Raw genomic sequence first — 25,661 nt, 5'->3', positions numbered from 1 at the left:
GGCGCCGCGCCCGCCGCGGGACGGCTCGCCGCGCGCTCGGGCGCCGGACGCGGCCCCAGCCTGCCGCGCCCCCGCGTCGGATGACCCTCAGCCCGGCTCGTTGCCCGGCTTCCACTTGATGCCGCACCCGAGGCTCGGGGTGTGCGGCTCGGGCACCTTCTCGCCCGCCAGCACCAGGTCCAGCGCCGCGCGCAGCGACGAGCCGTCGGAGGGCACCTCGTTGCCCGGCCGCGCCCGGTCGAACTCGCCCCGGTAGGCCAGCCGCCGTTCGGCGTCGTAGAGGAACAGGTCCGGGGTGCAGGCCGCCTTGTAGGCGTGCGCGACCTCCTGCGAGGCGTCCACCAGGTAGGGGAACTCGAACCCGGAGCGTTCGGCCTGCTCCCTCAGGTGGGGGACGTCGTCGTCGGGATAGCGCTCCACGTCGTTGCTGCAGATCGCGACGGTGGACAGGCCGCGCTGGCGGTACTCGGCGGTCACGACGCCGAGCGCGCGTTCGACGCGGCGCACGTAGGGACAGTGGTTGGACAGGAACGCCACCAGCAGCGCGGGCGTCCCGGCCAGGTCGTCCATCGAGACCAGCGTTCCGTCCAGCGACGGCAGCGTGAAACCCGGAGCGGAGGACCCCAGCGGGACCATGAACGAGGAGATCGCCATGCCCCCATTCTCACCCTCGTGCAGCCGACCATGCGCTTGGTAGGGTGACGCGACCGGTCGCGTGGAAGGGCAGGTGGAACGTGCCGTCCCAGGAGCACATGAAACGGGTGCTGCAGAGCTACGTCGACGGCTTCAACGCGGGCGACGCCGCCGCGGTGGCCGCCCTGTTCGCCGACGACGCCGTCATCGAGGACCCGGTCGGCACCCCCGCGATCAAGGGACGGGAGGCCATCGACGAGTTCTACGCCAACGCCGTCTCCGCCGGGACCAGGCTCACCCTGGACGCCCCGGTCCGCGGCTCGCACGGCGACCGCGCGGCGATGGCGTTCACCGTCGAGGTCACCGGCCTGCGGATCCGCGTGATCGACGCGATGACCTTCGACGAACAGGGGAGGATCGCCCGGATGGAGGCGTTCTGGGGGCCCGACGACATCGAGCGGTGATGGCCGGTAACGGACGGCTCACCGCTTCCCCGGCCCCGCCCGCGCCCCGGCCCTAGGATGCCGGAAACGCCGCTCGAAGGATTCCCCCGGGGAAGTCGCCATCAACAGGCCGTACCAGTCCATCCTGCGTGATCCCGGCCCCGGCCAGGGGGAACGGCTGCGCCGCGCGTTCACCGCCGCACTGGCCGCGCGCGGCCTGCCGCCGCTCCCCGGCGGCCCCGACGTCGAGGAGACCCACGACGGCGGCGCCGTCACGGTGCGGGTCCGCCCCGGCTGCGGCCGCCTCCAGTTCGACGACGGCGCGCTGCGCACCCGCGTCACCTACGGCGAGACCGGCGCGGGCCCGGGCGGCTGGGCCGTGGTGACCGTCGAGCGGCACAACGGCACGGCCGAGGCGTTCGCGCCCGCCTTCCTGCCCGACTACCTGCGCACCGGCCGGATCACCGACGGCGGCGTCCACCTGCCGCACACCGCCACCGAACTCGACGAGGACACCGTCGGCTACTTCCTGCCCGACCTCACCGAACGCCGCCGTGGCGTCCCGCTGGTCGCCGTCGCGGCCACCCCGCAGGAACCGGGCGCGGCCCGCGCCCGCGCCGAGGAACTCGCCCGCGCGGTCGCCGGGGCCGCCGCCGTCGTGTGGTTCGCCGACCTGGCCGCCCAGGACCGCTTCAACGCCGAGGTGGGCGACGACCTGGCCGTCTATGGCGGCGGCGTGCGCACCTACCTGCCCGGCCTGAGCCTGGAGCACGAGAGCTACCCCAGCCGCCACCGCGTGATGGGCGGCGCGACCCTCCGCCGGCGCGGCGCCCGCGCGCTCGACATCGTCGCGGGCCACGTCCTCGGCCAGACCGCGCCGCGCCGCCTGCCCGACGACGTCCGCGCGGCCCACCGCATGGTCGGCCGCATCCTCGCCGGACTCGAACCCCCCGAGGCCCTCGCCGACGTCACCACCACCCCCGTCCCCACCGAACAGGACCGCGAACGGCTGCGCCGGGCCCTGCTGGCGATGGTCCCGGCCCCGCGCCCCACCCCGGCCCGGCCCGCGGACAACGGCCACCCCGCCGACGAGCCGCCGGAGCGCCCGCCCGCCCCGGCGCTCGACCCCGACGCGCTCGCCGCCGCCGTCGCGGCCACCGTCGCCGACCGCCTCCGCGACGAGATCATGGCCGCGCTGGAACTGGCCGCCGCCCGCGACCGCCCCGCCGCCCGCGACGAGCTGCTCAGCCAGATGCGCACGATGAACACCCACATCGGCAGCCTGGGCAAGGCCCTGGACGAGGCCCGCAGCATCAACCGCCAGGCCGAGACCGAGTCCGACCGCCTGGAGGACCAGCTCGAACGCCTCCGCGAGACCAACGGCGTCCTCGAACTCGAACTGGAGGAGGCCGCCCGCGAGGCCCGCCACCTCACCGAACGCGTCCGCCGCCTGGAGGCCCGCCTCGCCGAGACCCGCCAGGACTTCCCCAACCCCGCCGAGCTCTTCGAACCCACCCACCTGGTCGACGCCCTCTACCACGCGCGGGAGACGCTGCCGTTCATCGAGATCGGCGACACGTTCGACACCGCCTCCGCCCTCGACCTCGGCTACCCCGGCCAGTGCGCGCGGTGGGCGGCCAAGGCGTGGGACGCGTTCCAGGCACTGAACGACTTCGCCGCCGCCCGCTCCTCCGGCGCGTTCCACGGCGGCTTCTACGACTGGTGCCGCGACGACACCGGAGGCCGCCGCGTCATCCCGACCACGGTGGTGTCGCTGCGCGAGTCCACCACCGTCACGACCCGCGACAAACTGGCCCGCCCCCGCGTCTTCCCGGTCCCCACCTCGGTGAACCCGAAGGGCCGCCAGTACATGCCCGCCCACATCAAACTCCGCCGCGTGGGAAGCCCGGCCCCCCGCATCCACTTCCACGACGACTCGGCCGGAACCACAGGCAAGATCTGGATCGGCTACGTCGGCGACCACCTCCCCAACACCCGCACGAACTAGCTGTGCTGCAAAAGCCCTGGCCTACGGCGCTCGCCCTGGGGGCTCGCACCTCACCAGGTCTTGGCGAACGCGGCATCGCTCCGCGATCTGACCTGCGGGCCTTCGCCTTTGGCTTCGGGCCCGCGGGTCAGGTAACGCGCTCGCGTGCGTGGTTGAGGCCCATTGTGAAACAGGCCCTGGATCCTATGGCTGCCGAGTTCCTGCGGACCCGTCCCACACCCGCGCGGAGTGAACGGTCACGGTCACCGGGACCCGCTGGTCACTGGCCCGGCGGCCAGCGCCCTGGACCGTGCCCGCACCAACGGCGATCACGGCCTGACCGAAGCCATGTGCAGGATCTTGCGCCATGGCGTCCCGGCCGACGTTCCTTGGCAAGTAGGTACCTCGCGGACCCATCGGACAAGACGTGGATCGAGCGGTCTCGATGTCGTTGCGGTGTGTCACGCGACATTGACGTTGCGTTGACGAGGTGGGTTATCTGGGGCGGGTGAGCGCGCTGTTCCCCGCTGGATTCAGCGGTATCGACCCGGCCCTGATGGGCGAGATGATCGATGAGATGCGGCGCGGCCGGGCCGACATCACCGGAACGGTCGCGCCCTACCGCGCCAGGCTGGCCGCCCTCGGCGTGGACACCGCCCCCCTCACCGAGATCGACCGGGTCTGCGGCTGGCTCGACGCGCAGCTGCCCATGCTCACCCGCCGCCGGGACCTGGCCATCGCCCTGGACGACAGCTCCGAACCCGGCCTCGCGCCCATCGACGAATCGCTGGTCCTCACACCCGCCGAGGCCCGCCGCCAGGGGAGCGCGCTGGCCGCGCGTTTCCAGGGGCTTCACCCGGAGGACGGCGCCTATCACGAGATCCTCAACGAACTGGGACTGCATCGCTTCGACCCCGACTACACCGCCGCGTTCTTCGCGAGGCTCGGCGGGGAGGGGACGCGGCGGCTGCCGGGACTCGTCGAGGAGCACGCGCGGCTCGCCCACGTCGACCGCCAGCTGCGGGAGGCGGGGGAGGCGTTCGCCAGCGCGGTGTCGGGAGGGAGGGGCGTTCCGGGGTTCGGCGCGGTGGCGGACGCGATGTTCGCCCGCGACCTGCCCACCGCCGAACGGCAGGGCGTGGCGGCGTTGGCCTCCCACGGCACATACCCGCCGAGGTGGCTCGCCGCCCTCACCCGGCAGCACGCACTGGACCCGCTGTACCGGCAGTACACCGCGAACCCGGACATGCGCGCCGCCGACCTGAACGCGACGGACTGGCAGACGGTGCGCGGGATGCTCCAGGCGTTGGGCAACAACCCCGTGGCGTCGCGGCTGGCGTTCCAGGGGGTGGCCGACGCCCACCCGAGCCTCCCGGTGAACCCGACGGCCCTCGTTGACCGGCTCCCCGCTCCCGAGAAACGCACACCTGACCTCGCCGGAGTCCTGACGGCTTACACGCGCCTGGCCGCGTTCGACTCGCAGACGGCCGAACAACTGGGCAGGGCGTTGGCGGCGGGCAGCGGAGCCGACGACGAGAAGGACGGACGGCACAGCCAGGCGGCGGCACGGTTCGCGTTCACGGTGATGACGACGATCCCCGAGGCCGCCGACGCGATCCCGGAACCGATGCGCTTGCCGATGTCCCGCATAGCGGCGTCCTACGTCACCGAAATCACCGAAGGCGCCAACATCGACGACCGCCACCAGGACACCGCCTTCGGCAAGGTGAAGTCCTACACGCCCGGCCTGAAACCCCTGTTCAGCCTCAGCCCGGAGGACACCTACGAGTTCCTGAAGACGTTCGCCGACTCGCCCGAGCACATGCGGCCGTTCGAACAGGGCATGGGGGCACTCACCCGACGCCTGGGAGCCGAGGGCATACGCATCGAAACGGCCAAGAAGAACGGTGCGATCCACCACGACACCCCGGGCCTGGAACGCGTGATGCAAGCACTCGGCTACGTCGCGGGCCTCCAGTCCCAAGCACAGAAAACAGTGCAGGGCGAACTGGACGAGCAGGACGCCCTACGCCGCGAGCAGTTGCGTCAGCTGGCCGATGTGGGCTTCGACCTTGGCACCATCTTCGTTCCGGTGGCGCCGATGGCCGACGAGATGGTCTGGGACATGCTCACCAAGGTCTCCGGCTCCGAACTCGACCGCCTCAAGGACAACGCCGACGAGAACACCCGCCTCAAACGCCTGGAGGACAGGGAACTCCAGACGTCCCTGGGCCTCCAACACGCGATGGTGCAACGCCTGATCAAACGCGGCTACCCGATGGAGGTCACCCCCTGGGAAGCCGAACACCCGCACCCGGGCCACCTGTTCTACAACAACGCCACAGGCCACCTGCTCCCGTACAAGGAGATCACCGGCGACCCCAAACTGCTGGACAACTACATCTCCTGGCTCAACGCCAACGGCCGCGGCGGCGACAGCGAAACCGCCTTCGGCCAGGTCCCGGTGAACGCGACTGGTGCCTTTGAGGGAAAGTTGAGAAGGGCTCAACAGTTGGCGCTGAGTTGGGAGCGGGATGCTCGTCCCTAGGTCGTGTCGTCAAAGCCATAGCCACATCAGCACAGCGGTCAGGGTGAAGGCGGCCTGGTAGTACTCGGCGGTCTTGTCGCAGCGGGCGGCAAAGCCGCTCCAGTGCTTGGGCCGGTTAAGACAGCGCTCCACTGCGTTGCGGCGCTTATAGATCTCGGGGTTGAAGGCCGGGGTCGTCCGCCGCAGCGGGCCCGGCCTGCCGCCTGGTCGGCGCGTTCGGAAAAGGTGGCGCCGATCCCGCGCCGCCGCAGATACGCCCGGATCGCCCGGCTGTTGTAACCCTTGTCGGCCACCACACGACCGGGGCGCGTGCGAGGCCACCCCTGGGCACGGCACCCGAATTCGGTCCAACACCGCACCCAACACCGTGCAGTCGTTGACGTTGCCGCCGGTCACCACCAGCGCCAGCGGCCGCCCCCGCCCATCACAGGCTAGTGAACCTTGGTGGTCAGCCTGCCCCGGGACCGCCCGAGCGTCTGCTGGTGGTGCCCCTTTTTGACTGCTGGCGGCGCGTTGGTGCACTAGCGCGATGCTGGAGTCCACCCCCACCAGCCAAGCGATGCCCCCGGCCACATCCGCGCAAGCCTGGACGGTTTGCGGCATGCGGGTGAAGGTGCCGGCGGCTTTGACGACAGAACCTAGGCTCTAGCTTTTTCTGAGACAGTCTGTCGAGCCGTAGATCTCAACGACCCCCTTTTGGGGGACCGCGATGGTGATGTTAGTGCGAGCCTGCTTGTTGCGGCTCTTTATTATGGGGCTGGCGCGCTGAACGTCTACAGGCTCGTACTTTGCCACGAGGGTGTTCAATTTTCCGTACAAATTGTTCGACAGGTCAACAGGGTCGAGGCTCAAGTCGTCTTTTCTGGGATCTTTTTTATGTCCGGCAACGGCGTAGGTGCGCTTTACCCTGTCCTCGTCGCAGGAAATATCCTTGCCGCCCGGATCAGTGACTCTAGCGTTTCGAATGTTGCCTACTCCGATACCTGCCAGTTTATCTACATGCGCCCTTAGATGCCCTTCTGCTTGGGCTGCGGTGGGGCCTTCGGGTTGCTGCTGGCAGGAGATGGTGGTGGCTAGCAGTGCGAGGGTGAGGATGATATTCGCTCGTACCGGGAAACTCTTGGGCATTGTGTCCCTTCGGCAGGGAGCTGGTTGACTCGTTGGGGTGTCGGGTGGGTGGGTCGTCCTTAGAATGCCTCTGATCGCTTCGTCTTGCTACTGCTCTTGAGGATGTGGTTATGGCTCCCGGAAAGGTGCCCAATCCGAAGTATCGGGAGCTTGAGGAGCTTCTGCGTAGGTTGCGGCGGGATGCTGATGTGATGGAACGGGCGCTTGACAAGCCGGTTCGTCGGATGGTCAGTCGGCATGTCTGGGTCAGTGGCAGCGGGGGCGCGGCCGTCGCCTTCGAACGTGATCTCATCGACCAGCGGCGGCGTCTCCGATCCGCCGTGCGCGCGTTGATCGTCTCTGCCGAGGAAGCGCTACGCCGCACCCCCAGGGAAGTCAGTGAGCTTGAGGCGGCGTTGGGCGGCTGATCGGAGTCGACCTTGGCGGGAGGGGGCCTGAAAGGGGACTCTCTTGGACGGGGTGCGCGTCAGGTCGTGATCTTTTTGAGGAAATTAGTCAGGTTTGTTTGGGTTCGGGCTATTTTTTCGTTCGGGGTCAGGGTTTCTTCTAGGCGGCCTCCTGGTTCTGGGGCCTTTTTGTCGCGGGTGTAGAGCGAGCATGCCAGGTCTGTGCACAGGTAGGCGCCCACCGAGTTTCCCTGGCGGCCTGCCTGGCCGGTGCGGCGGGCCGTCATCAGGGCGACGCCGTTGCCGGAGTGCGTCGTCAGGCACAGCGAGCACATGCTGCGCTGGGTGAGGCCGCGTGCCTGGTTCGACAGGCGCAGGGTGACGCCGATCAGGCGGCCTTCGTGTTCGGCCACGATGTAGCAGCGGTCGGGGGCGCCGGGGTCGCGCCAGCCCAGGAAGTCCAGGTCGTCCCACGGACGTTCCGCGAGGTCGCGGGGGAGGGGCAGGCGCTTGGCCTCGCCCTTGGAGCAGTTCACGAACGAGGCGCGGATCTCGGGTTCGGTCAGCGTCTTCATGGTCGCAGACGCTAGCTTTCCTAGATATTCTAGGCAAGTTCTTAGTCTGTCGAGGTTCGGAGGTGGCGCCCATGGCGCGGGCGGGGCTGACGGTCGAGCGCGTGGTGCGGGCGGCGGCGGAGATGGCCGATGAGATCGGGATCGACAACGTCACCATGACGGCGCTCGCGCGCGGTTTCGGTGTGAAGGACGCCAGTCTGTATTCGCACGTCAAGAACGTGACGGAGCTGCGCGGCCGGGTCGCGTTGCTGGCCGCGGCCGAGCAGTCCGAACGCCTCAACGAGGCGGTCGCGGGCCGTGCCGGGAAGGACGCGCTGGTGGCGTTCGCCAACGCCTACCGCGACTACGCGCACGAGCACCCCGGGCGTTACGCGGCGACGCAGGTCCAGGTCGATCCGGAGCTGCTGGCCGAGTCGCCCGCGAGTGCGCGGGGCGGTGAGCTCGTCTACGCGATGCTGCGCGGCTACGGCCTGGACGAGCCGGACGTGACCGACGCGGTGCGGCTGCTGCGCAGCACGTTCCACGGCTTCATCCTGCTCGAGGCGAACGCCGGGTTCGGGCATCCGCGCGACGTGCGGTCCTCGTGGGAACGCGCCGTCGAGGCCCTGCACGTCCTGCTGGAGAACTGGCCCTCGGAGGAGGAACGATGACGACGCAGGTGCGGGCGCCCGTCCCCGAACCCCTCGACCGGGCGACGATCCGCGTCGGGATGATCCTGGTCGCGGGGGCCTTCGTGGCTTTGCTGGACGGCACGGTCGTCTCGGTCGCCGTGCACACCCTCGCCGGGGTGTTCTCGGTGGGCGTGGCCGACGCCCAGTGGGTCACCACCGCCTATCTGCTCGCGCTGGCGGCGGTCATCCCGGTGACCGGGTGGGCGGCGCGGCGCTTCGGGGCGTCGCGGGCGTGGACGGTGTCGCTCGGCGTGATGCTGGTCGGCTCGGTGCTGTGCGGGCTGGCCTGGTCGTTCGGCAGCCTGGTGGCGTTCCGCGTGGTGCAGGGGCTCGGCGCCGGCGGCCTGTTCCCGCTGTCGCGGATCATCGTCATGGAGGTGGCCGGGCGCGAGCGCCTCGGCCGGATGATGGCGATGATGGCGCTGCCGGCGCTCGCCGCGCCGCTGCTCGGCCCGGCCGTCGGCGGCGTGGTGGTCGAGGCCCTGTCGTGGCGCTGGGTGTTCCTGCTGAACGCCCCGCTGCTGCTCGCCGCGATCGTACTGACCCTGGTGTTCGTCCCGGTCTCGCCGCGCGCGGCCGCCGAACGCCTGGACGTCCCCGGCCTGCTCTGCGTGAGCGGCGGCCTCACCCTGCTGGTCTACGGGCTGAGCGGCACGGGGCAACGGGCGGCCGCGCTGGTGGCGGGCCTGGTCCTGCTGGCGGCCTACGGCCTGCGCGAGGCGCGGTCGCCGCGGCCGGGCATCGTGGACCTCGGCCTGTTCCGCGACCGCGCCTTCGCCGCCTCCGCCGCCGTCGGGCTGCTGGTCAACCTCACCCTCTTCGCCGGGGCGTTCCTGGTGCCGCTGTTCTTCCAGCAGGGGGCCGGGCGCGGCGCGCTGGACGCGGGCCTGATCCTGGTCCCGCAGGGGCTGGGCATGCTGGTGGCGACGCTGTTCGCGGGGCGTCTCATCGACGCCGGCCCCCGCGCCCGCACGATGGTGCTGGCCGGCCTGGCGCTGACCGCGGTGGGGACGGTGCCGTTCGCGCTGGTCGAGCCGGGTTCGCACGTGCCGCTCGGCGTGGCCGCGCTGTTCGTCCGCGGCGTCGGCCTGGCGCTGGCGGGCTCGCCGATCATGAAGACGCTGTACCACTCCCTGCCCGCGGCGAAGGTCCCGGCGGCGACCACGGCCAACGCCGTCGCCCAGCAACTCGGCGGCGCGCTCGGCACCGCGGCGGTCGCCGCGGCCCTCCAGCCCTTCGGCTTCCACGCCGCGTTCTGGCTGGTCCTGGCGCTGCTCGCGGTCACCGCCGCCGGCGCCCTCCTGCTCCCGGAACGGCGGCCCGGCGCGGTCAGCGCACCGGGCCGGTGAGGGCGTCGGCGCCCCACGCGTCGAGGCGGTCCGGGAGCGGGCCCCCGCCGTCCAGGACGTGGCGGGCGAACGCGTCCCGCTCGTGGGTGAGGATCGCCGCCTCCCAGACGCAGGGGGCGAGCCCGGCGCGGCCCGGCCGCATCTCGCCGGGCTTGCCCTGCGGCCCCACGAACACCGCCAGATCGGACATGTAGCCCTCGATCCAGGTGTGGACCAGCACGTAGTCGCCGTCGCCGCCCGCGTGCAGGATCAGCACCGACAGCCCCAGCGAGCCCCGGGCGCGCCCGAGCGACAGGTGGTCCTCGGCCAGCTCGACGGCGGTCTCGACGTCCCCGTCGGTGAGGGCGCGGCCGGGGGCCTCCAGGACGTAGACCTTCAGCAGGTGGCCGGCGACGGTGCGGACGCCGAGGGAACGCGTGGCGCGCTCGTGGTGTCCCTCGGCCAGCGCGAGCAGCGCCCCGCCGTCCACCGCGGAGGGAAGTTCGTGGCGGTTCATCCCTCCATCATGTCGCGCCAGGCGCGCTGCCGCCGGACGATCTCCCGGAAGGCGTCCTTGAACGCGGCGTAGTTCCCGGCTCCGACGGCCCGGGCGTGACGTTCCTCGATGGCGGCCAGGACGGCGTCGGACCGGGTCATCATGTCCAGGCCGCGTTCGGTGGGGACGACGAGCTTGGCGCGGCGGTCGGCCGGGTCGGGGCGGCGTTCGACGTACCCGAGGGCCTCCAGTTCGTCGAGCAGCTTGCCGACGACCTGCTTGTGCTGCCCGGAACGGCGGGCCAGGTCGGTGGCGCGGCTGCCCTCGGCGTCCAGGTAGGCCATGACCGCGCCGTGCTGGGGCCGCAGGTCGGGATGTCCCTGGTCGGCCATGGTCGCGAACAGCTCCTCCTGCACGGCGAACATCAGCCGTGCCGTGAGGACGCCCAGGTCGGGATCGCTCTGCTTGCGCTCGCTGCGGCGCATCGCCCCTCCATTGGTCACCGATGTTGACAGTAATAATAGGTGACTATATCGTCTCGGACACCACCTGATCATTAAGGAGGCGGTCATGGCGGTGACCGTGGAACTGACCCGTTTCCGCACGGTCCCGGGGCGTACCGGGGACATGCTGGCGGCCCGTCCGGCGATGGTGGCGGACTTCCGCGCCGACCGCGCGGGCTTCCTGGGGGCGCGGCTGGTGCGGCTGGCGGACGACGAGTGGCTGGACATCGTGGAGTGGCGTTCGGCGGAGGACTTCGCCGCCTCCCGCGCCAAGGGCGCCAACCGCCCGGGCATCGCCGCGTTCTTCGCGACGATCGCCGAACTGACCGGCGACGAGCAGGGCGTCCGTGTCGACGGCGGGGAGGAGGGGCGATGACGGCGCTGGTCCAGGGCACCGTGGCCGACGGGTTCGAACGGGTCCGGGAGGAGTTCGCCGCCGTCGTGGCCGCCGAACCGGGTCTCGGCGCGCAGCTCGCCGTGCGGCTCGACGGGCGGACGGTCGTCGACCTGTGGTCGGGGGTCGCGGAGGACTCGCTGCTGGCCCTCTACTCCTCGGGCAAGGGCGCGGCGTACCTGGTCGTGGCGTCGCTGGTGCAGGACGCGGTGCTCGACCTGGACCGGCCGGTCGCGGATCACTGGCCCGAGTTCGCGGCCGGGGGGAAGGGCGGCGTCACCCTGCGGGACCTGCTGGCGCACCGCGCGGGGCTCGTCGGCGTGGAGGGCGGCTTCACCACCGCCGAACTCGCCGACGACCGCCTCCTCGCCGAACGCCTCGCCCCCCAGCGCCCCCACTGGGAGCCGGGCACCGGCTACGGCTACCACGCGTTCGTCATCGGCGCGCTCGTCGGCGAGGTGGTCCGCCGCGCGACGGGCCGCTCCCTCCAGGAGATCTACGACGAGCGCGTCCGCACCCCCTACGACCTGGACTTCTACCTGGGACTCCCGGAGAGCGAGGAGCCGCGTTACCTCCCGGTCCGGCCGATGCGCGGCACGGCCCCGGCGCCCGCACCCGACAGCCTCACCGGCATCGCCTTCAACCTGAACGCGACCCCGCCGACCGACCTGGTGGAGTTCGCCAACACCCGCTCCGTGCGGGCCCTGGGCCCGGCGTCCTCGGGGAGCGTGGGCAGCGCGCGCGGCCTGGCGAAGATGTACGCGGCGACGATCGGCGAGGTGGACGGCCGGCCCCCGCTGCTGACGCCCGCGACGCTGGCGGAGTTCACCAAGCCGCACGCCACCGGCGTCGACCTGGTGACCGGCGAACGCGACCACTTCCTGCTGGGGTTCGAGGCGCAGGGGGTGCGGTACCCGTTCCTGGGCGCGGACGCGTTCGGGCACAGCGGCGCGGTGGGCGCGCAGTCGTTCGCCGACCCCGCGAGCGGGGTGGCCTACAGCTACACGCGCCGGAGCTTCGCCGCGGGCGGGGGCGGCGGCGCGCGGGAGAACGAACGCCTCGCCGCCGCCGTCCTCGACGCGGCCCGGCGGCCGTGAGGGGCGCCCGCTCGTCAGCGGCGGCCCGGCTCACGTGAGCGGCGGGGGATCGCCCTGGATGTCCTCCCACACGTAGCTCTCGGGGAGCAGCTCGCTGATGGGGAGGGCGCGCGGCTCCTCGGCCGTCCCGACGATGGCGCGGATGGCGGGGAAGTAGTCGATCAGCACCTGGCGGCAGCGCCCGCACGGCGGCAGGATCGAACGGCCGTCGTCGCCCACGGCCACGATGGAGTCCAGCTCGTACGCGCCGTGCGCGGCGGCGGTCCCCATGACGACCAGTTCCGCGCAGGGGCCGCCGGTGAAGTGGTAGACGTTCATCGCGGTGAAGATCCGCCCGTCGCGGGCCCGCGCCGCCGAGGCCACGGTGTGGACGTCGCGGTGGGCGTACGCGGCGACGACGCGCGACGCGGCCTGGACGAGCTCCCGATCGGCGGCACTGATCGTCATACCGCCATCATGCCCCGCGAGGCACGTCGTCCGGCGCCTCGTTCCCGCTCTTCCTCGCGAGACGGAGCGCCAGGCTGTTTGTCGCCGTCGTGCCTCGCGGAGCGTCGGCCGCCGCGTCGTTCCCGCTCTTCTTCGCGAGGTGGAGCACCAGGCCGTATATCGCCATCAGGTTCCGCGCGGAGCGTCGTCCGGCGCGTCGTTTCTGCTCTTCCTCGGGAGGTAGAGCGTCAGGCTGTTTGTCGCCGTCATGTCTCACGCGGAGCGCCGTCCGGCGCGTCGCTCCCGTCTCCTTCCGCGAGGCGGAGCGCGAGGCCGTCCAGGAGGCAGTCCAGGGCGAACGTGAAACGGCGGTCGCACTCGGCGTCCACGTCGACGCCGGTGGCCGCGGCCATGCGGCGGGCCAGGTGCGGATGGTCGCGGTGGAGTCCCGCCAGGAAGTCGCCCGCCTCCCCGGGCCAGCGGGCGGCGGCACGGGCGGTCACCGTCCGCCAGGTGATCTCGGCGGCGACCGCGCCGGTCACCTGGTCGTTGACGGCGGCCAGCGCGGCGTCCAGGTCCCGCTCGGCGAAGCCCGCCCGCGACAGGACCGCCAGGCCCGTCTCGGCGAGGGCCAGGGCGTTCGGGCCCAGGTTGGGCTGGGCCGTCAGGTCCGAGACGACCCAGGGGTGGCGCAGCATCATCGCGCGGGTGGAGCGGGCGAGATGGCCGAGACCCTCGCGCCAGCCGGACACGGGGGCCGCGCGCAGGTCGGCGAGCACCTCGCCCAGCACCGCGTCCAACGCCAGTTCGAGAAGCTCGTCCTTGGTCGTGACGTACCAGTAGAGCGAGCCCGCCGTGACGCCCAGATCGGTGGCGACGCGGCGCATGGACAGTCCCCGGTGGCCCTCGGAGTCGAGGATCTCGACGGTGCGGCCGACGATGCGGTCGCGGGTCAGGCGGCGGTCGCGCGGCGGTTTCTCGGGGCGCAGCCAGACCGAGAGCGGGGCGTCGTCGGAGGTGGACACGGGACGACCCTATCCAGGGGCGGACGTGCGCTGCGTACGCTGTTCCCGTACCTATACAGTGTTTAGCTTTCCCCATACAGTGTTTGAGGGAGGCGATGATGAGCGTTCACGTGACGGTGTGGGACGAGACCGGCGGGGGCGGGGAGCCCGTGGTCCTCGTCCACGGGTCCACGAGCTGGGGTGATGACCCGGTGTTCGGGTTCGCGGCGCAGCGGCCGCTGGCGCGGCGGTTCCGGCTGGTGGCGATGGACCGGCGGGGGTACGGGGACAGCCCGGACAGCTCGACCGGGTTCGCCGGCGACTACGAGGTCGACACCGAGGACGTCCTCGCGCTGATGGGGGAGGGCGCGCATCTCGTCGCGCACTCCTACGGGGCCGTCGGGGTGATGTGGGCGGCGGCGCGACGGCCGGAGGCGGTGCTGTCGATGACGCTGGTCGAGCCGGGGTGCTACCAGGCCGCCGCCGATGATCCCGTGGTCGCCAAGGCGCTGGCGGCCAACCGCGCCGCGTACGCCGCGTTGCCCGAGGACGTCCCCGCCGACGTCTCCCTGCGCGCGGCGACCGAATCGGTAGGGCTCCCGCCGCTGGAGCCGACGCCGCGACGCCTGCGCGCCGCGCGCTCGGCGTTCCGCGAACGGGTGTGCTGGGAGGCGGCGATCCCGGTCGCCGAGCTGGCGGCGGCCCCCTGGCCCAAGCTCGTCATCTCTGGCACCTGGGAGAACGTCCCCGCCCTGTACCGCGAACGCGGCGGAGAGCCGCTGATGGCGTGCGCGCGGGTGACCGCCGAACGCATCGGCGCGCGCCGGCTCCAGATCCCCGGCACCGCCCACTGGCCGCACACGGAGAACCCCGAAGCCGTCAACGCGGCCCTCGAAGAACTGTGGACGAACGCCGTCACACGCAACGCCTGACATCCCGTGCAGGCGCGCGGCCCTTCGAGCCCTCGGCGGGCAACGAGCGCCCCTGCGTACCCGAATTCGTCGGCGGCCCGAAGACGCGAAGCGAACGTGTGTTCGCCGCCCGCCACGCCGCAGGATCCGGCGGTGAAGGGGTCCCGGGAACGGGCGTTCCCGCGTAGCCGGACTCGTCGGGCGGCAGGATGTCGGCGGTCCGAGGGCGGGGAGCGAACGTGTGCCCGTCACCCTTGTGCGGCGGGAGCCGGCGGCAGACGGTCGGCGCGGCGTCGAACTCCGCGCGCGGAACGCGGGAAGCGGCCGCGCGGCGGTGTTCGGTGGAAGGGCGTTCGGCTTGTCCTGTGCGGCCGGTGCCGTCCCGGGGTCGGGGCGGCACCGGCGTTGGGTGTCAGTTGACGGAGCCGCCCTGTTCGGCGGCCACCTCGGCGGCCTCGGCAGCCTCCTCGGCCTCGTCGGGGCGGCGGCCCAGGGGGCCTCCCACCTCGGCGATCGGCTGCTCCAGCGGGATGCCCGAGCCGTCGCGGCGGCCCAGCTCGGCCGGGAGCTCCAGGGGCTTGCCGTTGGCGGCCGACGCCTTCGCCGGGGTCGCGGCGACCCAGGCCGCCAGCAGCGTGTCCTCGCCCTTCAGGAAGCGGTGCGAACGCACACCGCCCGTCGCGCGGCCCTTGGCCGGGAAGTCCGCGAAGTCCGACACCTTGATCGCGCCGGTCTGGGTGCCGGGCAGGGCCGTCGAGCTGCCCGCGACCGTCACCACCCGGGCCTCGCGCGCCGGGTCGATCGCGCCGAACCAGATCACGCGGGCGTCCGCCGCCAGCTTGATCCCGGCCATGCCGCCCGCCGGGCGTCCCTGCGGGCGGACGTTCGAGGCCGCGTAGTGCAGCAGCTGGGCGTCGCTGGTGGCGAACACCAGGTGGTGGTCCTCGGACTCCAGGTGGACGGCGCCGACGACGCGGTCGCCCTCCTTGAGCGTGATGACCTCGAAGTCGTCGCGGTTGTTCGGGAAGTCGGGCACCACCCGCTTGACCACGCCCTGCTCGGTGCCGAGCGCCAGACCCGCGCCCGCCTCGCTGATCGTGCCCAGGCCGACGACCGTCTCGCCCTCGTCCAGCGTCACGTACTCGGTGACCGGCGCGCCGCCCGCCAGGGACGGCGGTGAGGCCGACGGGGGCAGCGCGGGCAGGTCCACGACCTCCACGCGGATCATGCGTCCGGTGGAGGTGACCACGCCCACCTGGCCCCGCGCCGTCGTCGGGACGGCCGCGCGCAGCACGTCGTGGGACGAGCGCCCGCCCTCGTCGGACAGCGGGTCGGCCGTGGCGGTGCGGGCCATCAGGCCGGTGACCGACATCAGCACCAGCACCGGGTCGTCGGGCACCTGGAGGGGAACGGCCGCCGCCGCCGTCTGGCCCGACGCCTCCATCAGCACCGTGCGGCGCGGGGTGTCGAACTTCTTGACGACGTCGCGCAGCTCGCGGGAGACCACGCCGCGCAGCTTGCGCTCGGACTCCAGGATCGCCGTCAGCTCGGCGATCTCCTTGTTGAGCTGGTCCTTCTCCTTCTCCAGCTCCAGCCGGTCGTACTTGGTCAGCCGGCGCAGGGGCGTGTCGAGGATGTACTGCGACTGGATGTCGGACAGGTCGAAGATGTCGATCAGGCGGGCCCTGGCCTGCGCCGAGTCGTCGCTGGAGCGGATGACCTGGATGACCTCGTCGATGTTCAGCAGCGCGACCAGCAGGCCGTCCACCAGGTGCAGGCGGTCCTCGCGCTTCTTGCGGCGGAACATCGACCGCCGCCGCACCACCTCGATGCGGTGGTCCACGTAGACCTGGAGCAGGTCGCGCAGGCCGAGGGTGCGGGGCTGGCCGTCGACCAGCGCCACGTTGTTGATGCCGAAGCTCTCCTCCATCGGGGTGAGGCGGTACAGCTCGGCGAGCACGGCCTCGGGGTTGAAGCCGTTCTTGACCTCGATGACCAGGCGCAGGCCGACGTTGCGGTCGGTGAGGTCCTTCAGGTCGGCGATGCCGTTGAGCTTCTTGGCGTTGACCAGTTCCTTGATCTTGGCCTTGACGCGCTCGGGGCCCACCGCGTACGGCAGCTCGGTCACCACGATGCCCTTGCGGCGGGGGGTGACGTTCTCGATGTGGGTGGTGGCGCGCATGCGGAACGTGCCGCGCCCCTTGGCGTAGGCGTCGCGGATGCCGTCCAGGCCGACGATCTTGCCGCCGGTGGGCAGGTCGGGACCCGGCACGAAGCGCATCAGGTCCTCAAGGGTGGCGTCGGGGTGGTCCAGCAGGTGCCGGGCCGCGGCGACGACCTCGCCGAGGTTGTGCGGGGCCATGTTGGTGGCCATGCCGACCGCGATGCCGGAGGCGCCGTTGACCAGCAGGTTCGGGAACGCGGCCGGAAGCACGTCCGGCTCCTGCTCCTGACCGTCGTAGTTGGGGCGGAAGTCGACGGTGTCCTCGTCGATGGAGTCCACCATCAGCATCGCCTCGGGCGTCAGGCGCGCCTCGGTGTACCGCATGGCGGCGGGCATGTCGTCGCCGCCGAGGGAGCCGAAGTTGCCGTGGCCGTCGACCAGCGGCATCCGCATCGCCCACGGCTGCGCCAGGCGCACCATCGCGTCGTAGATGGCGCTGTCGCCGTGCGGGTGCAGCTTGCCCATCACCTCGCCGACGACGCGGGCGCACTTGACGTGGCCCCGGTCGGGACGCAGTCCCATGTCGTTCATCGAGTACAGGATCCGCCGCTGGACGGGCTTGAGCCCGTCGCGCGCGTCGGGCAGCGCCCGGCTGTAGATCACCGAGTAGGCGTACTCAAGGAAGCTGCCGCGCATCTCCTCGGAGACATCGACATCGATGATGTTCTCCTCGAAGTCCGCCGGCGGGGGAGGAGGAGGGGCTTGGGATCCGCGTCGTGCCATGCCACACATTGTGGCCGGTCCCAGTGACATCTTTTGCCCGGACGGGGACCGGCTCGCCGCCGGACGGGCGGCGTAGGGTCCGTTTCACACCGCCTGTCCCGATCCATGAGGAGGCTCCATGAGCGCGCCGGCCGACTTCCAGAACGAGATCTACCTCAACGGACTGGGCGACACCCTCCCCGGTCTCCCCACGGATCTGACGAGGCTGGAGGCCCTGGCGGAGGGGCGGCTGTCGGCGCAGGCGTTCGGGTACGTGGCGGGCGCGGCGGGCAGCGAGGCGACCGCGCGGGCGAACCGGGAGGCGTTCGACCGGTGGCGGATCGTCCCCCGGATGCTGCGGGACGTGGCCGAACGCGACCTGTCGGTCGAGGTCCTGGGAACGCCGATGCCCGCGCCGGTGCTGCTGGCCCCGATCGGCGTGCAGTCGATCCTGCATCCGGACGGCGAGCTCGCCACGGCCCGCGCGGCGGCCGGAACGGGCCTGCCCGTGATCCTGAGCACCGCCTCGTCGTACGCGATGGAGGAGGTCGCCGCGGCCGGCGGCGACGGCCCGCGCTGGTACCAGCTCTACTGGCCCAAGGACCGCGACCTGGCCGTCAGCCTCCTCGACCGCGCCCGGGCCGCCGGGTACACGGCGCTGGTGGTGACGCTCGACACGTTCACCCTGGCGTGGCGGCCCCGCGACCTGGACCAGGCGTACCTGCCGTTCCTGCGCGGCATCGGCGTCGCCAACTACTTCTCGGACCCGGTGTTCCAGAAGGCCGTCGGCGGGCCGGTCACCGACGAGAACCGCTCGGCGGCGCTGCTGCACTGGGCCGCCAACTTCGGCGACCCGTCGCTGACCTGGGCGGACCTGGCGTTCCTGCGCGAGCACTGGGACGGCCCGATCGCGCTCAAGGGCATCCAGCACCCCGACGACGCCCGCCGCGCCGTGGACGCCGGCATGGACGGCGTGATCGTGTCCAACCACGGCGGGCGGCAGGTGGACGGCGCGGTCGCGTCGCTGGACGCGCTGCCCGCCGTCGCCGACGCGGTCGGGAACCGGATCGCGGTGCTGTTCGACAGCGGCGTCCGCACCGGCGCGGACGCGGCCAAGGCCCTGGCGCTGGGCGCGCGGGCGGTGCTGGTCGGCCGCCCGTACGCGTACGGGCTGGCGCTGGGCGGCGAGGCGGGCGTGCGGCACGTGCTGCGCTGCCTCCAGGCCGAGCTGGAGCTGACGATGGCGCTGGCGGGCCTGACGCGCCCGGCGGAACTGGATCTGGACTGCCTGGTCCGGAGCTGACCGCGCGGGATCTTACGGACCGCGAAACAGAAAACCGTTCACCCCCGTGCGGCCGGTCCGCGCCGGTTAGCCTCGACTTCGAGTGATCTTGTTCGAGGGGGAACGATGCACGAGGGGCATGACGGATGTCATGGTCGGACCCGGCGGATCTCACGACCGGTCGCTGACGCCCGTGACTGCCCGCCGGCGCGGCCGGCGGCCAGCATGGGGGACATGAGCGGCGACGCGATCGAAGTGACCGGACTGATCGTCCGTCCCGGGGGGCGCGGGGCGCCGCGGGCGGTCTCGTTCGCCGTGGCCCGCGGCGAGGTCTACGCGGTGCTCGGCCACGCCGGCTCGGGCAAGACCACGGTGCTGGAGGCCGTCGCGGGCCTGCGGCGGCCCGAGGCCGGGACGGTCCGGGTGCGCGGCACCGACCCGTTCGCCGGACCCGGACGGGCTCCGGCGGGCGCCGTGTGGTCCGACGGCGGGCTGTTCCCGGGGCTGACCCCCCGCGAGGTCGTCGGGACGTGGCGGCGCTGGACGCTGGACCCGCTGGCGGAGGACCGGGCGCTGGAGCTGGCGGACCTCACCGACGCGGCCGACGTCCCGTTCGAGGACCTGGCCGCGGGCGCGCGGCGGCGCCTCGACCTGGCGCTGGCCCTGATCGGCCGCTCGGACGTGCTGCTGCTGGACGAGCCCACCGCTGGTCTCGGCCCGGCCGACCGGCGGGAGGTGTGGACGGTGCTGCGCCGGATCGCGGCCGAGGGCGTGACGGTGCTGCTGGCCACCCGGGACGCCGACGAGGCGTGCCTGGCCGACCGGGTCGGCGTGCTGGACGGGGCCCGCCTGCCGGGCCGCCGGACGCGTTCCTTCCTGGCCGCCTGACCCCGGGGGCGGCGCGTAGGCTGTGAGCCGCATGTCCCCGGGGACGGAGGGGCGGGTGCGGCCCAGGATTCCGCGGCTCACCGTCATCGCCGCGATCATCGTGGCGATGACGCTGGTCACGCTGGCCGGACTGGTGCTGTCCCCGATGTGGGACGAGCTGGTGACACGGCGCGACGCCGGGCGGATCGCGGTCGCGGTGCCGCTGGTCGCGGTGGTGTTCGCGCTCTACGGGCGGCTGCTGTGGCTGAACCTCGTCCGGCGCACCGCGCCCGTCCACCGGCTCGGCCTGGCGGCGGTGCTGGCGTGCTGCTGGACGCTGCCCGCGCTGCTCGGTGTGGGCCGGGGCTGGGCGAACGCGCTGGTGGTGCCCGCCGGGCTGATCGCGGTGGTGCTGCCGGCGCGGCGGGCCGCCGCGGTCACCGGGGCCGTCGCCGCGCTGACGTTCGGCTACGGGCTGGTGCTCGACCTGCCCGTGCTGACGCTGCTGTACAACCTGGTCGGCATCCCGCTGACGGCGTTCTCCGGGTACGTGACGATCTGGCTGGTCCACGTGGTCCAGGAGCTGCACGAGGCCCGCGCCGAGCTGGCCGGGGCGGCGGTCGGCGAGGAGCGGCTGCGGTTCGCCCGCGACCTGCACGACGTGCTCGGCCACAGCCTCCAGGCGGTCGCGCTGCGCGCCGAGGTCGCCGAACGGTTCCTGGACCGCGACCCCGGCCGCGTCCGCGGCGAGCTCGTCGAGATCCAGGCCGTGGCCCGCGACTCGGTCCGCGACGTCCGCGAGGTCGTGCGCGGCTACCGCACCACCTCCCTGCGCGGCGAGCTGGACGGCGTGTCGGCGGTGCTGCGGGCCGCCGGGATCGTCTGCGACCGCCCCGACCTGCCGCCGGACCTGCCCGCCCGCGTCCACGAACCGCTCGGCTGGGTCGCCCGCGAGGCCGCCACCAACGTCCTGCGGCACGCCGGGGCGTCCTGGTGCCGCATCACGGTCGACGCCGACGGCCCGCACGTCCGGCTGGAGATCGTCAACGACGGCGCGGGCCGCCGCGCCGGGACCGGCGGCAGCGGGCTGACCGGCCTGGCCGAGCGCCTCCGGGCGGCGGGCGGCGCGCTGGCGGCCGGTCCGGCGGGCGACGGGACGTTCCGCGTGACGGCCACCGTTCCGAAGGGGGACACGTGATCCGGGTGCTGCTGGCCGACGACCACCACCTCATCCGCGAGGCCCTGGTCCTGCTGCTGGAAACCGAGGACGGCATCGAGGTCGCCGCCGACGTGGGCCGCGGCGACGAGGCCGTCGACCGCGCCCTGGCCCTCCGGCCCGACGTCGCCGTCCTCGACATCGACATGCCCGGGCTGGACGGGCTGGCCGCCGCCGAACGCCTGGCCCGCGACCTGCCCGCCTGCCGCCTGGTGATCGTCACCGCGCACGGCCGCCCCGGCAACCTGCGCCGCGCGATGGCCGCGGGCGTGCGCGGCTTCCTCGGCAAGGACGCGCCCGGCTCCCGGCTGGCCGAGGTCATCCGCCAGGTCGCCGCCGGTGCCCGCTACATCGATCCCCAGCTGGCCGCCGACGCCCTGGCCGCCGAGGAGTGCCCGCTGACCCCGCGCGAACTGGACGCCCTGCGCGCCGCCGCCGACGGGGCGCCCGTGGCCCGCATCGCCCGCGCCCTGGGCCTTTCGGAGGGGACGGTCCGCAACTACCTGTCCTCCGCGGTGACGAAGCTGGGCGTCGACAACCGGCACGCCGCCGCCCGCGCCGCCGCCGACCTGGGCTGGCTGTGACGGCGGCGGTCAGCGGCGGGCCAGCACCAGCGCGCCGCGCTTGGTGACGCGCAGCGGCGCGCCGACCCGCGCGGCCAGTCCCGCCGCCTCGGCGCGGGGCACCCGGCGGGCGACCAGGTAGTCGCGGACGGCCGCCCGGTCGGGGAGGGTGATCAGCGGGGCGTCCCAGCGTTCCACCCCGACCGCGCCGAACACCGCGCCCACCAGGCCCGGCGCGTCCTCGGCGTCGAACGGCGTCGGCGCGCGCCGCCACACGTGGGCCAGCTCGGGGCTGTCGTCGCGGGCGATGGCCGACACGGCCAGCAGCCCGCCCGGCGCCAGCACTCGGCGCGCCTCCCGCAGCGCCGCCGACGGGTCGTCCAGGTGGTAGAGCATGTTGACCGCCACGGCGGCGTCGAACGCCCCGTCCCGGAACGGCAGCCGCACCGCGTCCCCCCGCACGGCGGGACCCGGATGCGCCGCCAGCATCGTCGCCGACGCGTCCAGCCCGACGACGCGCATGCCGCCCGGCGAGGCGGGCCGCGGCATTCCGTACGGCGGACCCGCGCGCCACCACATTCCCGGCGACGCGGGCTCGTCCAGGGAGGCGGGAAAGGAGCGCGTCCAGGCTTGGGTGGCCGCGCGCCGCCCCACCCGGTCGCGGGGGAGCGGGGTGGGCGAGACGGCCTCGCGGACCGCGGCGCTGAGCGCGCCCTCGCCGCAGCCGATGTCCAGGACGCGTACGGCCCCCGCCTCCGCGAGGACGGCCACGAGCCGGGTGTACAGGTTCCAGCCCCGCGCCAGGTGGTCCTGGGTGACGCGGGACCCGAGACGGAAACGCTCCGGATCGGAGTCGTAGTCGGAGGGGACCGTCATGCTCCCAGTCGACCACGGGTCACACCACGGGTCACAGGGTCTTGCCCGCTCCCGGCCCCCGGCCGGGCTCGGTGGCGCTCCGGACGAGGGCGTCCAGCCGCCGTTGCAGGGAGTCGCGGTCGCGCCTGAGGTCGTCCAGCTCCTCGCGCGACTCCCGCAGCTCGCGGCGCAGCATCAGCACCAGCCGGTCGGCGGTGTCCACGGCCAGCGACTCGCTCTGCCGGTCGAGCCGGCGGAGCTCGGTGCGGCGGCGCATCACCGCCACGACGGCCTGGACGAGGCCGCCGCCCGCCGCCACCTGCGCCAGGGCCACCACGATGTCGGTGGTCGTCACCGGGCGGCCTCCGTTCCACCGTGGGCGCCGTCCCGGACGCGGCGGGCGCGCTCGCTGATCGCGTGGGCCTTCAGCAGCGACCCGACGGTGAGCCCACCGGAGATCACCCCGGCGGCCAGCCCGTGGGAGCCCAGCCCGACCAGCACCGTCAGGCAGTAGAACGCGTACCCGCCGGTCACCAGGTACAGGCCCGGCAGCTCCAGCGTGACGCGCCGCGTGTACAGGCCGTACAGGGTCAGCGCGCCACCGGCCGCGAACATCGCCCCCCACAGGTGGGCGATCAGGTTGGCGTGACCGGCCAGGCTGTTGGTCATGCCCCGGCTGACGCCGTCGCCCATCACCAGCCCCAGGACGCCCAGGACGACGGCCGTCACCGCGACCATCGTCCCGAACGGGTTGCCGGAGAGTTGGATCCGCCATCCCATGGCCGCTTCACCTCTCGGTTCACTCGCAGAGGAACGCGAAGTTAACACGAGGGCACGGCGATGTTCACTCAGCGTGTCAGTGCGTAATCCAATCGTAGTAACCGCTGTTCAGGCGGCCGCTCCACCGTCGATGACGTGGTCCTCTCCGACGACGAAACCGGACTCCTCCGAGGCCAGCCACAGCACCGCCCGGGCGATCTCACCGGGGGCGGCGACCCGGCCCAGCGGCAGCCTCCCGCCCATCCGGGCGTCGCGCTCCGCGCGGGTCTCGCCGGGGCGGTAGCTCATCGGGCCGTCGATCGGGCCGGGGCTGATCGCGTTGATCCGGACGCCGTCGGCGATGGCCTCGCGGGCGGCGGCCCTGGTCAGCGCGCTCACCCCGGCCTTGGCGGCGGCGTAGGCGCCCAGTCCGGGAAGCCGCTGGTGCGCGCCGATGACGGAGGCGGTGTTGACGATCGTGCCGCCGCCGTGCGCCCGCATGTGCGCGATCTCGTGCTTCATCGACAGGAACACGCCGGTCAGGTTGGTGTCGATCACCCGGGTCCAGTCGTCCTCGGGCAGGTCGGCGACCGGGCCGAACGGGGCGGCGACGCCCGCGTTGTTGAACGCCACGTGCAGGCCGCCGTGCCGTTCCACGGTGGTGGCGACCATGCGGGCCACGTCGGCGGACACGGTGACGTCGGCGGTGATCGCGCTGGCCGTGCCTCCCTCGGCCGCGATGAGCTCCACCGTCCGCCCCGTGCTCTCCGGGTCGCGGCCCGCGACGGCCACCGTCGCGCCCGCCCGGGCGAACGCCAGCGCGGTGGCGCGGCCGAGCACGCCGGACGCTCCGGTGACGAGGACGACCCTGCCGTCGAACCGAACGGTCATGAGGAACTCCGTTTCACAGTAAACCAACAGAACGATTGGTCTCGAATAGGGTCCGAAGAAAGCCCCGCACCTTCCCGGTGCGGGGTCCGTCCCCGGCGAGGATCAGGCCAGGAGGGTGAGGGCCTGCTCGGCGGCGTCGCGCAGCCGCGCCCGGTCGGCCGGGGCGCGGCCCAGGACGCGCATGCCCTGGAACAGCACCACCAGCAGCCGCGCCAGGGCGCGCGGGTCTCGGTCGCCGGCCAGCTCGCCCTGGGCGCGGGCCCGGGTGAGCGCCGAGGTCAGCGCCGTCTCCAGATGGTTCCAGCTCGCCTCGACCAGACGCGCCGCCGCCGGGTCGCGGCCCGCCCGCTCGACCGCGGTGTTGACCACCATGCAGCCGCGCCGGACCGGGTCGTCCGCCGAGTCGGCGGCGTACCGCTCCACCAGCTCCCGCACGGCGGGCAGCACCGGGCCCGGCCGGGACAGCGCCGCCATGATCTGCGGGTCCCTCAGCTGCGAGTAGCGCTCCAGGGCCCGCAGGAACAGCTCGTGCTTCCCGCCGAACGTGGCGTAGACGCTGGCCCGCGCGACGCCCAGGTGCTCCACGAGATCGGCCATGGACGTCGCCTCGTAGCCGCGCTCCCAGAACAGCTCCAGGGCGCGCAGCAGCACGGCGTCCGGGTCGAACTCCTTGGTCCTCGCCATGTCCCGACCGTAGACCTATCTAGACCGATCGGTCAAATATTCAGCATCGACTTGGAGCGATCCAGATCGAGGACCTCCAAGACCGCGCCGTCGGCGGACAGCGCCTCGGCGCGCGGCGCGCGGCGCGCGCCCCACACCACCACGGCGTGCCCGTGCTCGGGCACCTCCAGCGTCCGGTTCCCGATCCGGATCCGCGCCACCTCGTCGGAGGCCTGGAGCCGCGCCTCGTGGACGTACTTGGCGCCCCAGGGCAGGAGCCGGTTGGCGTTGCGGACGGTGTTGCCCCAGCCGTGCAGCAGCAGATGGCCGCCCAGCTCGGCCGCGCCCCGCCGGGTCAGCGGCTTCTCCGGCGCGGTGCCGCCCGCGCCGCCCAGCTCCTGCCAGTCGCCGTCGCGCTTCTGGAACGTCCACGTCTCCATGTACGTCAGGTCCCGCGCGCCGGGCATCGCCTGCCCGCGCCGCAGGAGCAGGATGACGGCGATGTCCCCGTCCACGTCCCGGTCCAGCGGGACGACCGGCCGCTGCTCGAACTCGGCCGGGGCGGGGATGGGAAGGTCGTCGCGCAGGAGTCGCAGGATCTCCTCGCGCACCTCGTTGTCGTTCATGGAGGGACCTCATGGGGGTGCGTACAGCGGAAAGGGCCCTCCTGCCGAGAGCCCGCGTCGCACTCTAAGGGTCCGAGTACTCAGGTTTCACCAGAATGCGAGGGTTGGGGGGTAAAGAACTCAGACGGGCGACTTCTCCATGGACAACGCGCGCGCCGCGAGTATTCCGCACAGCGCCGCCAGCGGCAGCTCGACACCCGCGGCCAGTGCCGCCGCCACCGCGCGCTCCGACCCGGAGGCCGAGGTCAGGACGTCGAACCAGGCGTCCATCACCAGCAGCGCCCCCGTCGCGGCGGCCGTCAGCCCGTAACGCGCGTCGCGCCGCAGCACCAGCGCGCCCGTTCCCAGCAGGCCCGCCGCGAGCATCACGTCCAGCCCGACCCAGGCGGCCGACCAGTTGGACACCTGCGCGGTGGACGGCAGGCGCGCCGCGAGCGCGAACGTCCACGGCACGAGCGCCAGCCCGCCGCCCGCCAGCCCCCA

General features: G+C 72.8%; 28 protein-coding genes. 13 read left to right on the top strand and 15 right to left on the bottom strand.

What is annotated here, in order from left to right:
* Positions 1-87 precede the first annotated feature (87 nt).
* Positions 88-654 (bottom strand): thioredoxin family protein, encoded by a 567-nt coding sequence (locus AKI01S_RS10450; protein ID WP_067814429.1) that lies wholly within the window; start codon positions 652-654, stop codon positions 88-90.
* Between the two features lie 44 nt (positions 655-698).
* Between AKI01S_RS10450 and AKI01S_RS10445 the strand changes: the two genes are divergently transcribed.
* The 3 genes from AKI01S_RS10445 to AKI01S_RS10435 all read left to right on the top strand — a co-directional run bounded on the left by AKI01S_RS10445 (position 699) and on the right by AKI01S_RS10435 (position 5,611).
* Positions 699-1,097, top strand: a complete 399-nt coding sequence (locus tag AKI01S_RS10445; protein ID WP_218009629.1) for a nuclear transport factor 2 family protein — start codon at positions 699-701, stop codon at positions 1,095-1,097.
* A 256-nt stretch (positions 1,098-1,353) separates the two neighbouring features.
* Positions 1,354-3,084 carry a hypothetical protein gene (locus tag AKI01S_RS10440; protein ID WP_067814426.1) on the top strand — a complete coding sequence of 577 codons (1,731 nt, stop codon included), beginning with the start codon at positions 1,354-1,356 and terminating at the stop codon, positions 3,082-3,084.
* 469 nt (positions 3,085-3,553) lie between these two features.
* Positions 3,554-5,611 carry a DUF6571 family protein gene (locus AKI01S_RS10435; RefSeq protein WP_157419756.1) on the top strand — a complete coding sequence of 686 codons (2,058 nt, stop codon included), beginning with the start codon at positions 3,554-3,556 and terminating at the stop codon, positions 5,609-5,611.
* Between the two features lie 645 nt (positions 5,612-6,256).
* On the opposite strand, the gene AKI01S_RS50355 is transcribed toward AKI01S_RS10435, so the two are convergent.
* Positions 6,257-6,739, bottom strand: coding sequence for a hypothetical protein (locus AKI01S_RS50355; RefSeq protein WP_157419755.1), 483 nt, complete (start codon positions 6,737-6,739; stop codon positions 6,257-6,259).
* 110 nt (positions 6,740-6,849) lie between these two features.
* Between AKI01S_RS50355 and AKI01S_RS10425 the strand changes: the two genes are divergently transcribed.
* Positions 6,850-7,146: a hypothetical protein gene (locus AKI01S_RS10425; RefSeq protein WP_067814421.1), complete on the top strand. Its 297-nt coding sequence runs from the start codon at positions 6,850-6,852 to the stop codon at positions 7,144-7,146.
* Between the two features lie 59 nt (positions 7,147-7,205).
* On the opposite strand, the gene AKI01S_RS10420 is transcribed toward AKI01S_RS10425, so the two are convergent.
* On the bottom strand, positions 7,206-7,700 hold the full coding sequence (locus AKI01S_RS10420; RefSeq protein ID WP_067814419.1) for an FBP domain-containing protein: 495 nt from the start codon (positions 7,698-7,700) through the stop codon (positions 7,206-7,208).
* Positions 7,701-7,771: 71 nt separating this feature from the next.
* Here AKI01S_RS10420 and AKI01S_RS10415 point away from each other — a divergent pair, with 71 nt between their 5' ends.
* Together AKI01S_RS10415 and AKI01S_RS10410 are read left to right on the top strand one after the other, a co-directional pair.
* The gene (locus AKI01S_RS10415) at positions 7,772-8,350 is read left to right on the top strand and encodes a TetR/AcrR family transcriptional regulator (protein ID WP_067814416.1); all 579 of its coding nucleotides are present in this window, start codon (positions 7,772-7,774) and stop codon (positions 8,348-8,350) included.
* The gene (locus AKI01S_RS10410) at positions 8,347-9,720 is read left to right on the top strand and encodes a DHA2 family efflux MFS transporter permease subunit (RefSeq protein ID WP_083999303.1); all 1,374 of its coding nucleotides are present in this window, start codon (positions 8,347-8,349) and stop codon (positions 9,718-9,720) included. Before AKI01S_RS10415 ends, AKI01S_RS10410 begins: the two co-directional genes overlap by 4 nt.
* On the opposite strand, the gene AKI01S_RS10405 is transcribed toward AKI01S_RS10410, so the two are convergent.
* Both AKI01S_RS10405 and AKI01S_RS10400 read right to left on the bottom strand, forming a co-directional pair.
* Positions 9,701-10,216, bottom strand: a complete 516-nt coding sequence (locus tag AKI01S_RS10405; protein ID WP_067814415.1) for a hypothetical protein — start codon at positions 10,214-10,216, stop codon at positions 9,701-9,703. The two genes, AKI01S_RS10410 and AKI01S_RS10405, sit on opposite strands and share 20 nt — an antisense overlap.
* Positions 10,213-10,680 (bottom strand): MarR family winged helix-turn-helix transcriptional regulator, encoded by a 468-nt coding sequence (locus tag AKI01S_RS10400; RefSeq protein WP_067814412.1) that lies wholly within the window; start codon positions 10,678-10,680, stop codon positions 10,213-10,215. Before AKI01S_RS10400 ends, AKI01S_RS10405 begins: the two co-directional genes overlap by 4 nt.
* 85 nt (positions 10,681-10,765) lie before the next feature.
* Here AKI01S_RS10400 and AKI01S_RS10395 point away from each other — a divergent pair, with 85 nt between their 5' ends.
* Entirely contained in the window at positions 10,766-11,074 is a 309-nt protein-coding gene (locus AKI01S_RS10395) for an antibiotic biosynthesis monooxygenase (protein WP_067814410.1), read from the top strand.
* A complete protein-coding gene (locus tag AKI01S_RS10390) occupies positions 11,071-12,189 on the top strand; it encodes a serine hydrolase domain-containing protein (RefSeq protein ID WP_067814408.1) in 1,119 nt (372 codons plus the stop codon). The genes AKI01S_RS10395 and AKI01S_RS10390 overlap by 4 nt, the downstream gene beginning before the upstream one ends.
* A gap of 30 nt (positions 12,190-12,219) precedes the next feature.
* Here the strand turns inward: AKI01S_RS10390 and AKI01S_RS10385 are convergent, their stop codons facing one another.
* Both AKI01S_RS10385 and AKI01S_RS10380 read right to left on the bottom strand, forming a co-directional pair.
* Positions 12,220-12,636, bottom strand: coding sequence for a cytidine deaminase family protein (locus tag AKI01S_RS10385; RefSeq protein ID WP_067814405.1), 417 nt, complete (start codon positions 12,634-12,636; stop codon positions 12,220-12,222).
* Positions 12,637-12,881: 245 nt separating this feature from the next.
* Positions 12,882-13,640, bottom strand: coding sequence for a TetR/AcrR family transcriptional regulator (locus tag AKI01S_RS10380; RefSeq protein ID WP_067814403.1), 759 nt, complete (start codon positions 13,638-13,640; stop codon positions 12,882-12,884).
* A gap of 98 nt (positions 13,641-13,738) precedes the next feature.
* Between AKI01S_RS10380 and AKI01S_RS10375 the strand changes: the two genes are divergently transcribed.
* On the top strand, positions 13,739-14,551 hold the full coding sequence (locus tag AKI01S_RS10375) for an alpha/beta fold hydrolase (protein WP_218009628.1): 813 nt from the start codon (positions 13,739-13,741) through the stop codon (positions 14,549-14,551).
* Positions 14,552-14,942: 391 nt separating this feature from the next.
* Here AKI01S_RS10375 and AKI01S_RS10370 read toward each other — a convergent pair whose 3' ends face one another.
* Positions 14,943-17,477, bottom strand: coding sequence for a DNA gyrase/topoisomerase IV subunit A (locus AKI01S_RS10370; protein ID WP_067814399.1), 2,535 nt, complete (start codon positions 17,475-17,477; stop codon positions 14,943-14,945).
* Positions 17,478-17,595: 118 nt separating this feature from the next.
* Here AKI01S_RS10370 and AKI01S_RS10365 point away from each other — a divergent pair, with 118 nt between their 5' ends.
* The 4 genes from AKI01S_RS10365 to AKI01S_RS10350 all read left to right on the top strand — a co-directional run bounded on the left by AKI01S_RS10365 (position 17,596) and on the right by AKI01S_RS10350 (position 21,405).
* Entirely contained in the window at positions 17,596-18,759 is a 1,164-nt protein-coding gene (locus AKI01S_RS10365; protein ID WP_067814398.1) for a lactate 2-monooxygenase, read from the top strand.
* Between the two features lie 213 nt (positions 18,760-18,972).
* A complete protein-coding gene (locus AKI01S_RS10360; protein ID WP_067814396.1) occupies positions 18,973-19,626 on the top strand; it encodes an ATP-binding cassette domain-containing protein in 654 nt (217 codons plus the stop codon).
* Positions 19,627-19,657: 31 nt separating this feature from the next.
* Positions 19,658-20,803, top strand: coding sequence for a sensor histidine kinase (locus AKI01S_RS10355; protein WP_245681561.1), 1,146 nt, complete (start codon positions 19,658-19,660; stop codon positions 20,801-20,803).
* Positions 20,800-21,405, top strand: a complete 606-nt coding sequence (locus AKI01S_RS10350) for a response regulator transcription factor (RefSeq protein WP_067814392.1) — start codon at positions 20,800-20,802, stop codon at positions 21,403-21,405. Before AKI01S_RS10355 ends, AKI01S_RS10350 begins: the two co-directional genes overlap by 4 nt.
* Positions 21,406-21,414: 9 nt before the next feature.
* Here the strand turns inward: AKI01S_RS10350 and AKI01S_RS10345 are convergent, their stop codons facing one another.
* From AKI01S_RS10345 to AKI01S_RS51630, 7 genes are all read right to left on the bottom strand, one after another.
* A complete protein-coding gene (locus tag AKI01S_RS10345; protein ID WP_067814391.1) occupies positions 21,415-22,260 on the bottom strand; it encodes a class I SAM-dependent methyltransferase in 846 nt (281 codons plus the stop codon).
* A gap of 31 nt (positions 22,261-22,291) precedes the next feature.
* Positions 22,292-22,594, bottom strand: a complete 303-nt coding sequence (locus AKI01S_RS10340) for a hypothetical protein (RefSeq protein ID WP_067814389.1) — start codon at positions 22,592-22,594, stop codon at positions 22,292-22,294.
* On the bottom strand, positions 22,591-23,019 hold the full coding sequence (locus AKI01S_RS10335) for a hypothetical protein (RefSeq protein ID WP_067814387.1): 429 nt from the start codon (positions 23,017-23,019) through the stop codon (positions 22,591-22,593). The genes AKI01S_RS10340 and AKI01S_RS10335 overlap by 4 nt, the downstream gene beginning before the upstream one ends.
* Positions 23,020-23,127: 108 nt before the next feature.
* Positions 23,128-23,889, bottom strand: a complete 762-nt coding sequence (locus tag AKI01S_RS10330; protein ID WP_067814386.1) for an SDR family NAD(P)-dependent oxidoreductase — start codon at positions 23,887-23,889, stop codon at positions 23,128-23,130.
* 102 nt (positions 23,890-23,991) lie between these two features.
* A complete protein-coding gene (locus tag AKI01S_RS10325; RefSeq protein WP_067814384.1) occupies positions 23,992-24,573 on the bottom strand; it encodes a TetR family transcriptional regulator C-terminal domain-containing protein in 582 nt (193 codons plus the stop codon).
* Between the two features lie 32 nt (positions 24,574-24,605).
* Positions 24,606-25,178: a hypothetical protein gene (locus tag AKI01S_RS10320; RefSeq protein ID WP_067814381.1), complete on the bottom strand. Its 573-nt coding sequence runs from the start codon at positions 25,176-25,178 to the stop codon at positions 24,606-24,608.
* A 120-nt stretch (positions 25,179-25,298) separates the two neighbouring features.
* A partial coding sequence (locus AKI01S_RS51630) for a hypothetical protein (RefSeq protein WP_218009627.1) occupies positions 25,299-25,661 on the bottom strand: 363 nt, incomplete at its 5' end.

Origin of the sequence: Actinomadura kijaniata NBRC 14229, from assembly GCF_001552175.1 — a bacterium.
Taxonomy (GTDB): Bacteria; Actinomycetota; Actinomycetes; order Streptosporangiales; family Streptosporangiaceae; genus Spirillospora; species Spirillospora kijaniata.
This window is presented reverse-complemented; position numbering and strand designations above follow the sequence as displayed.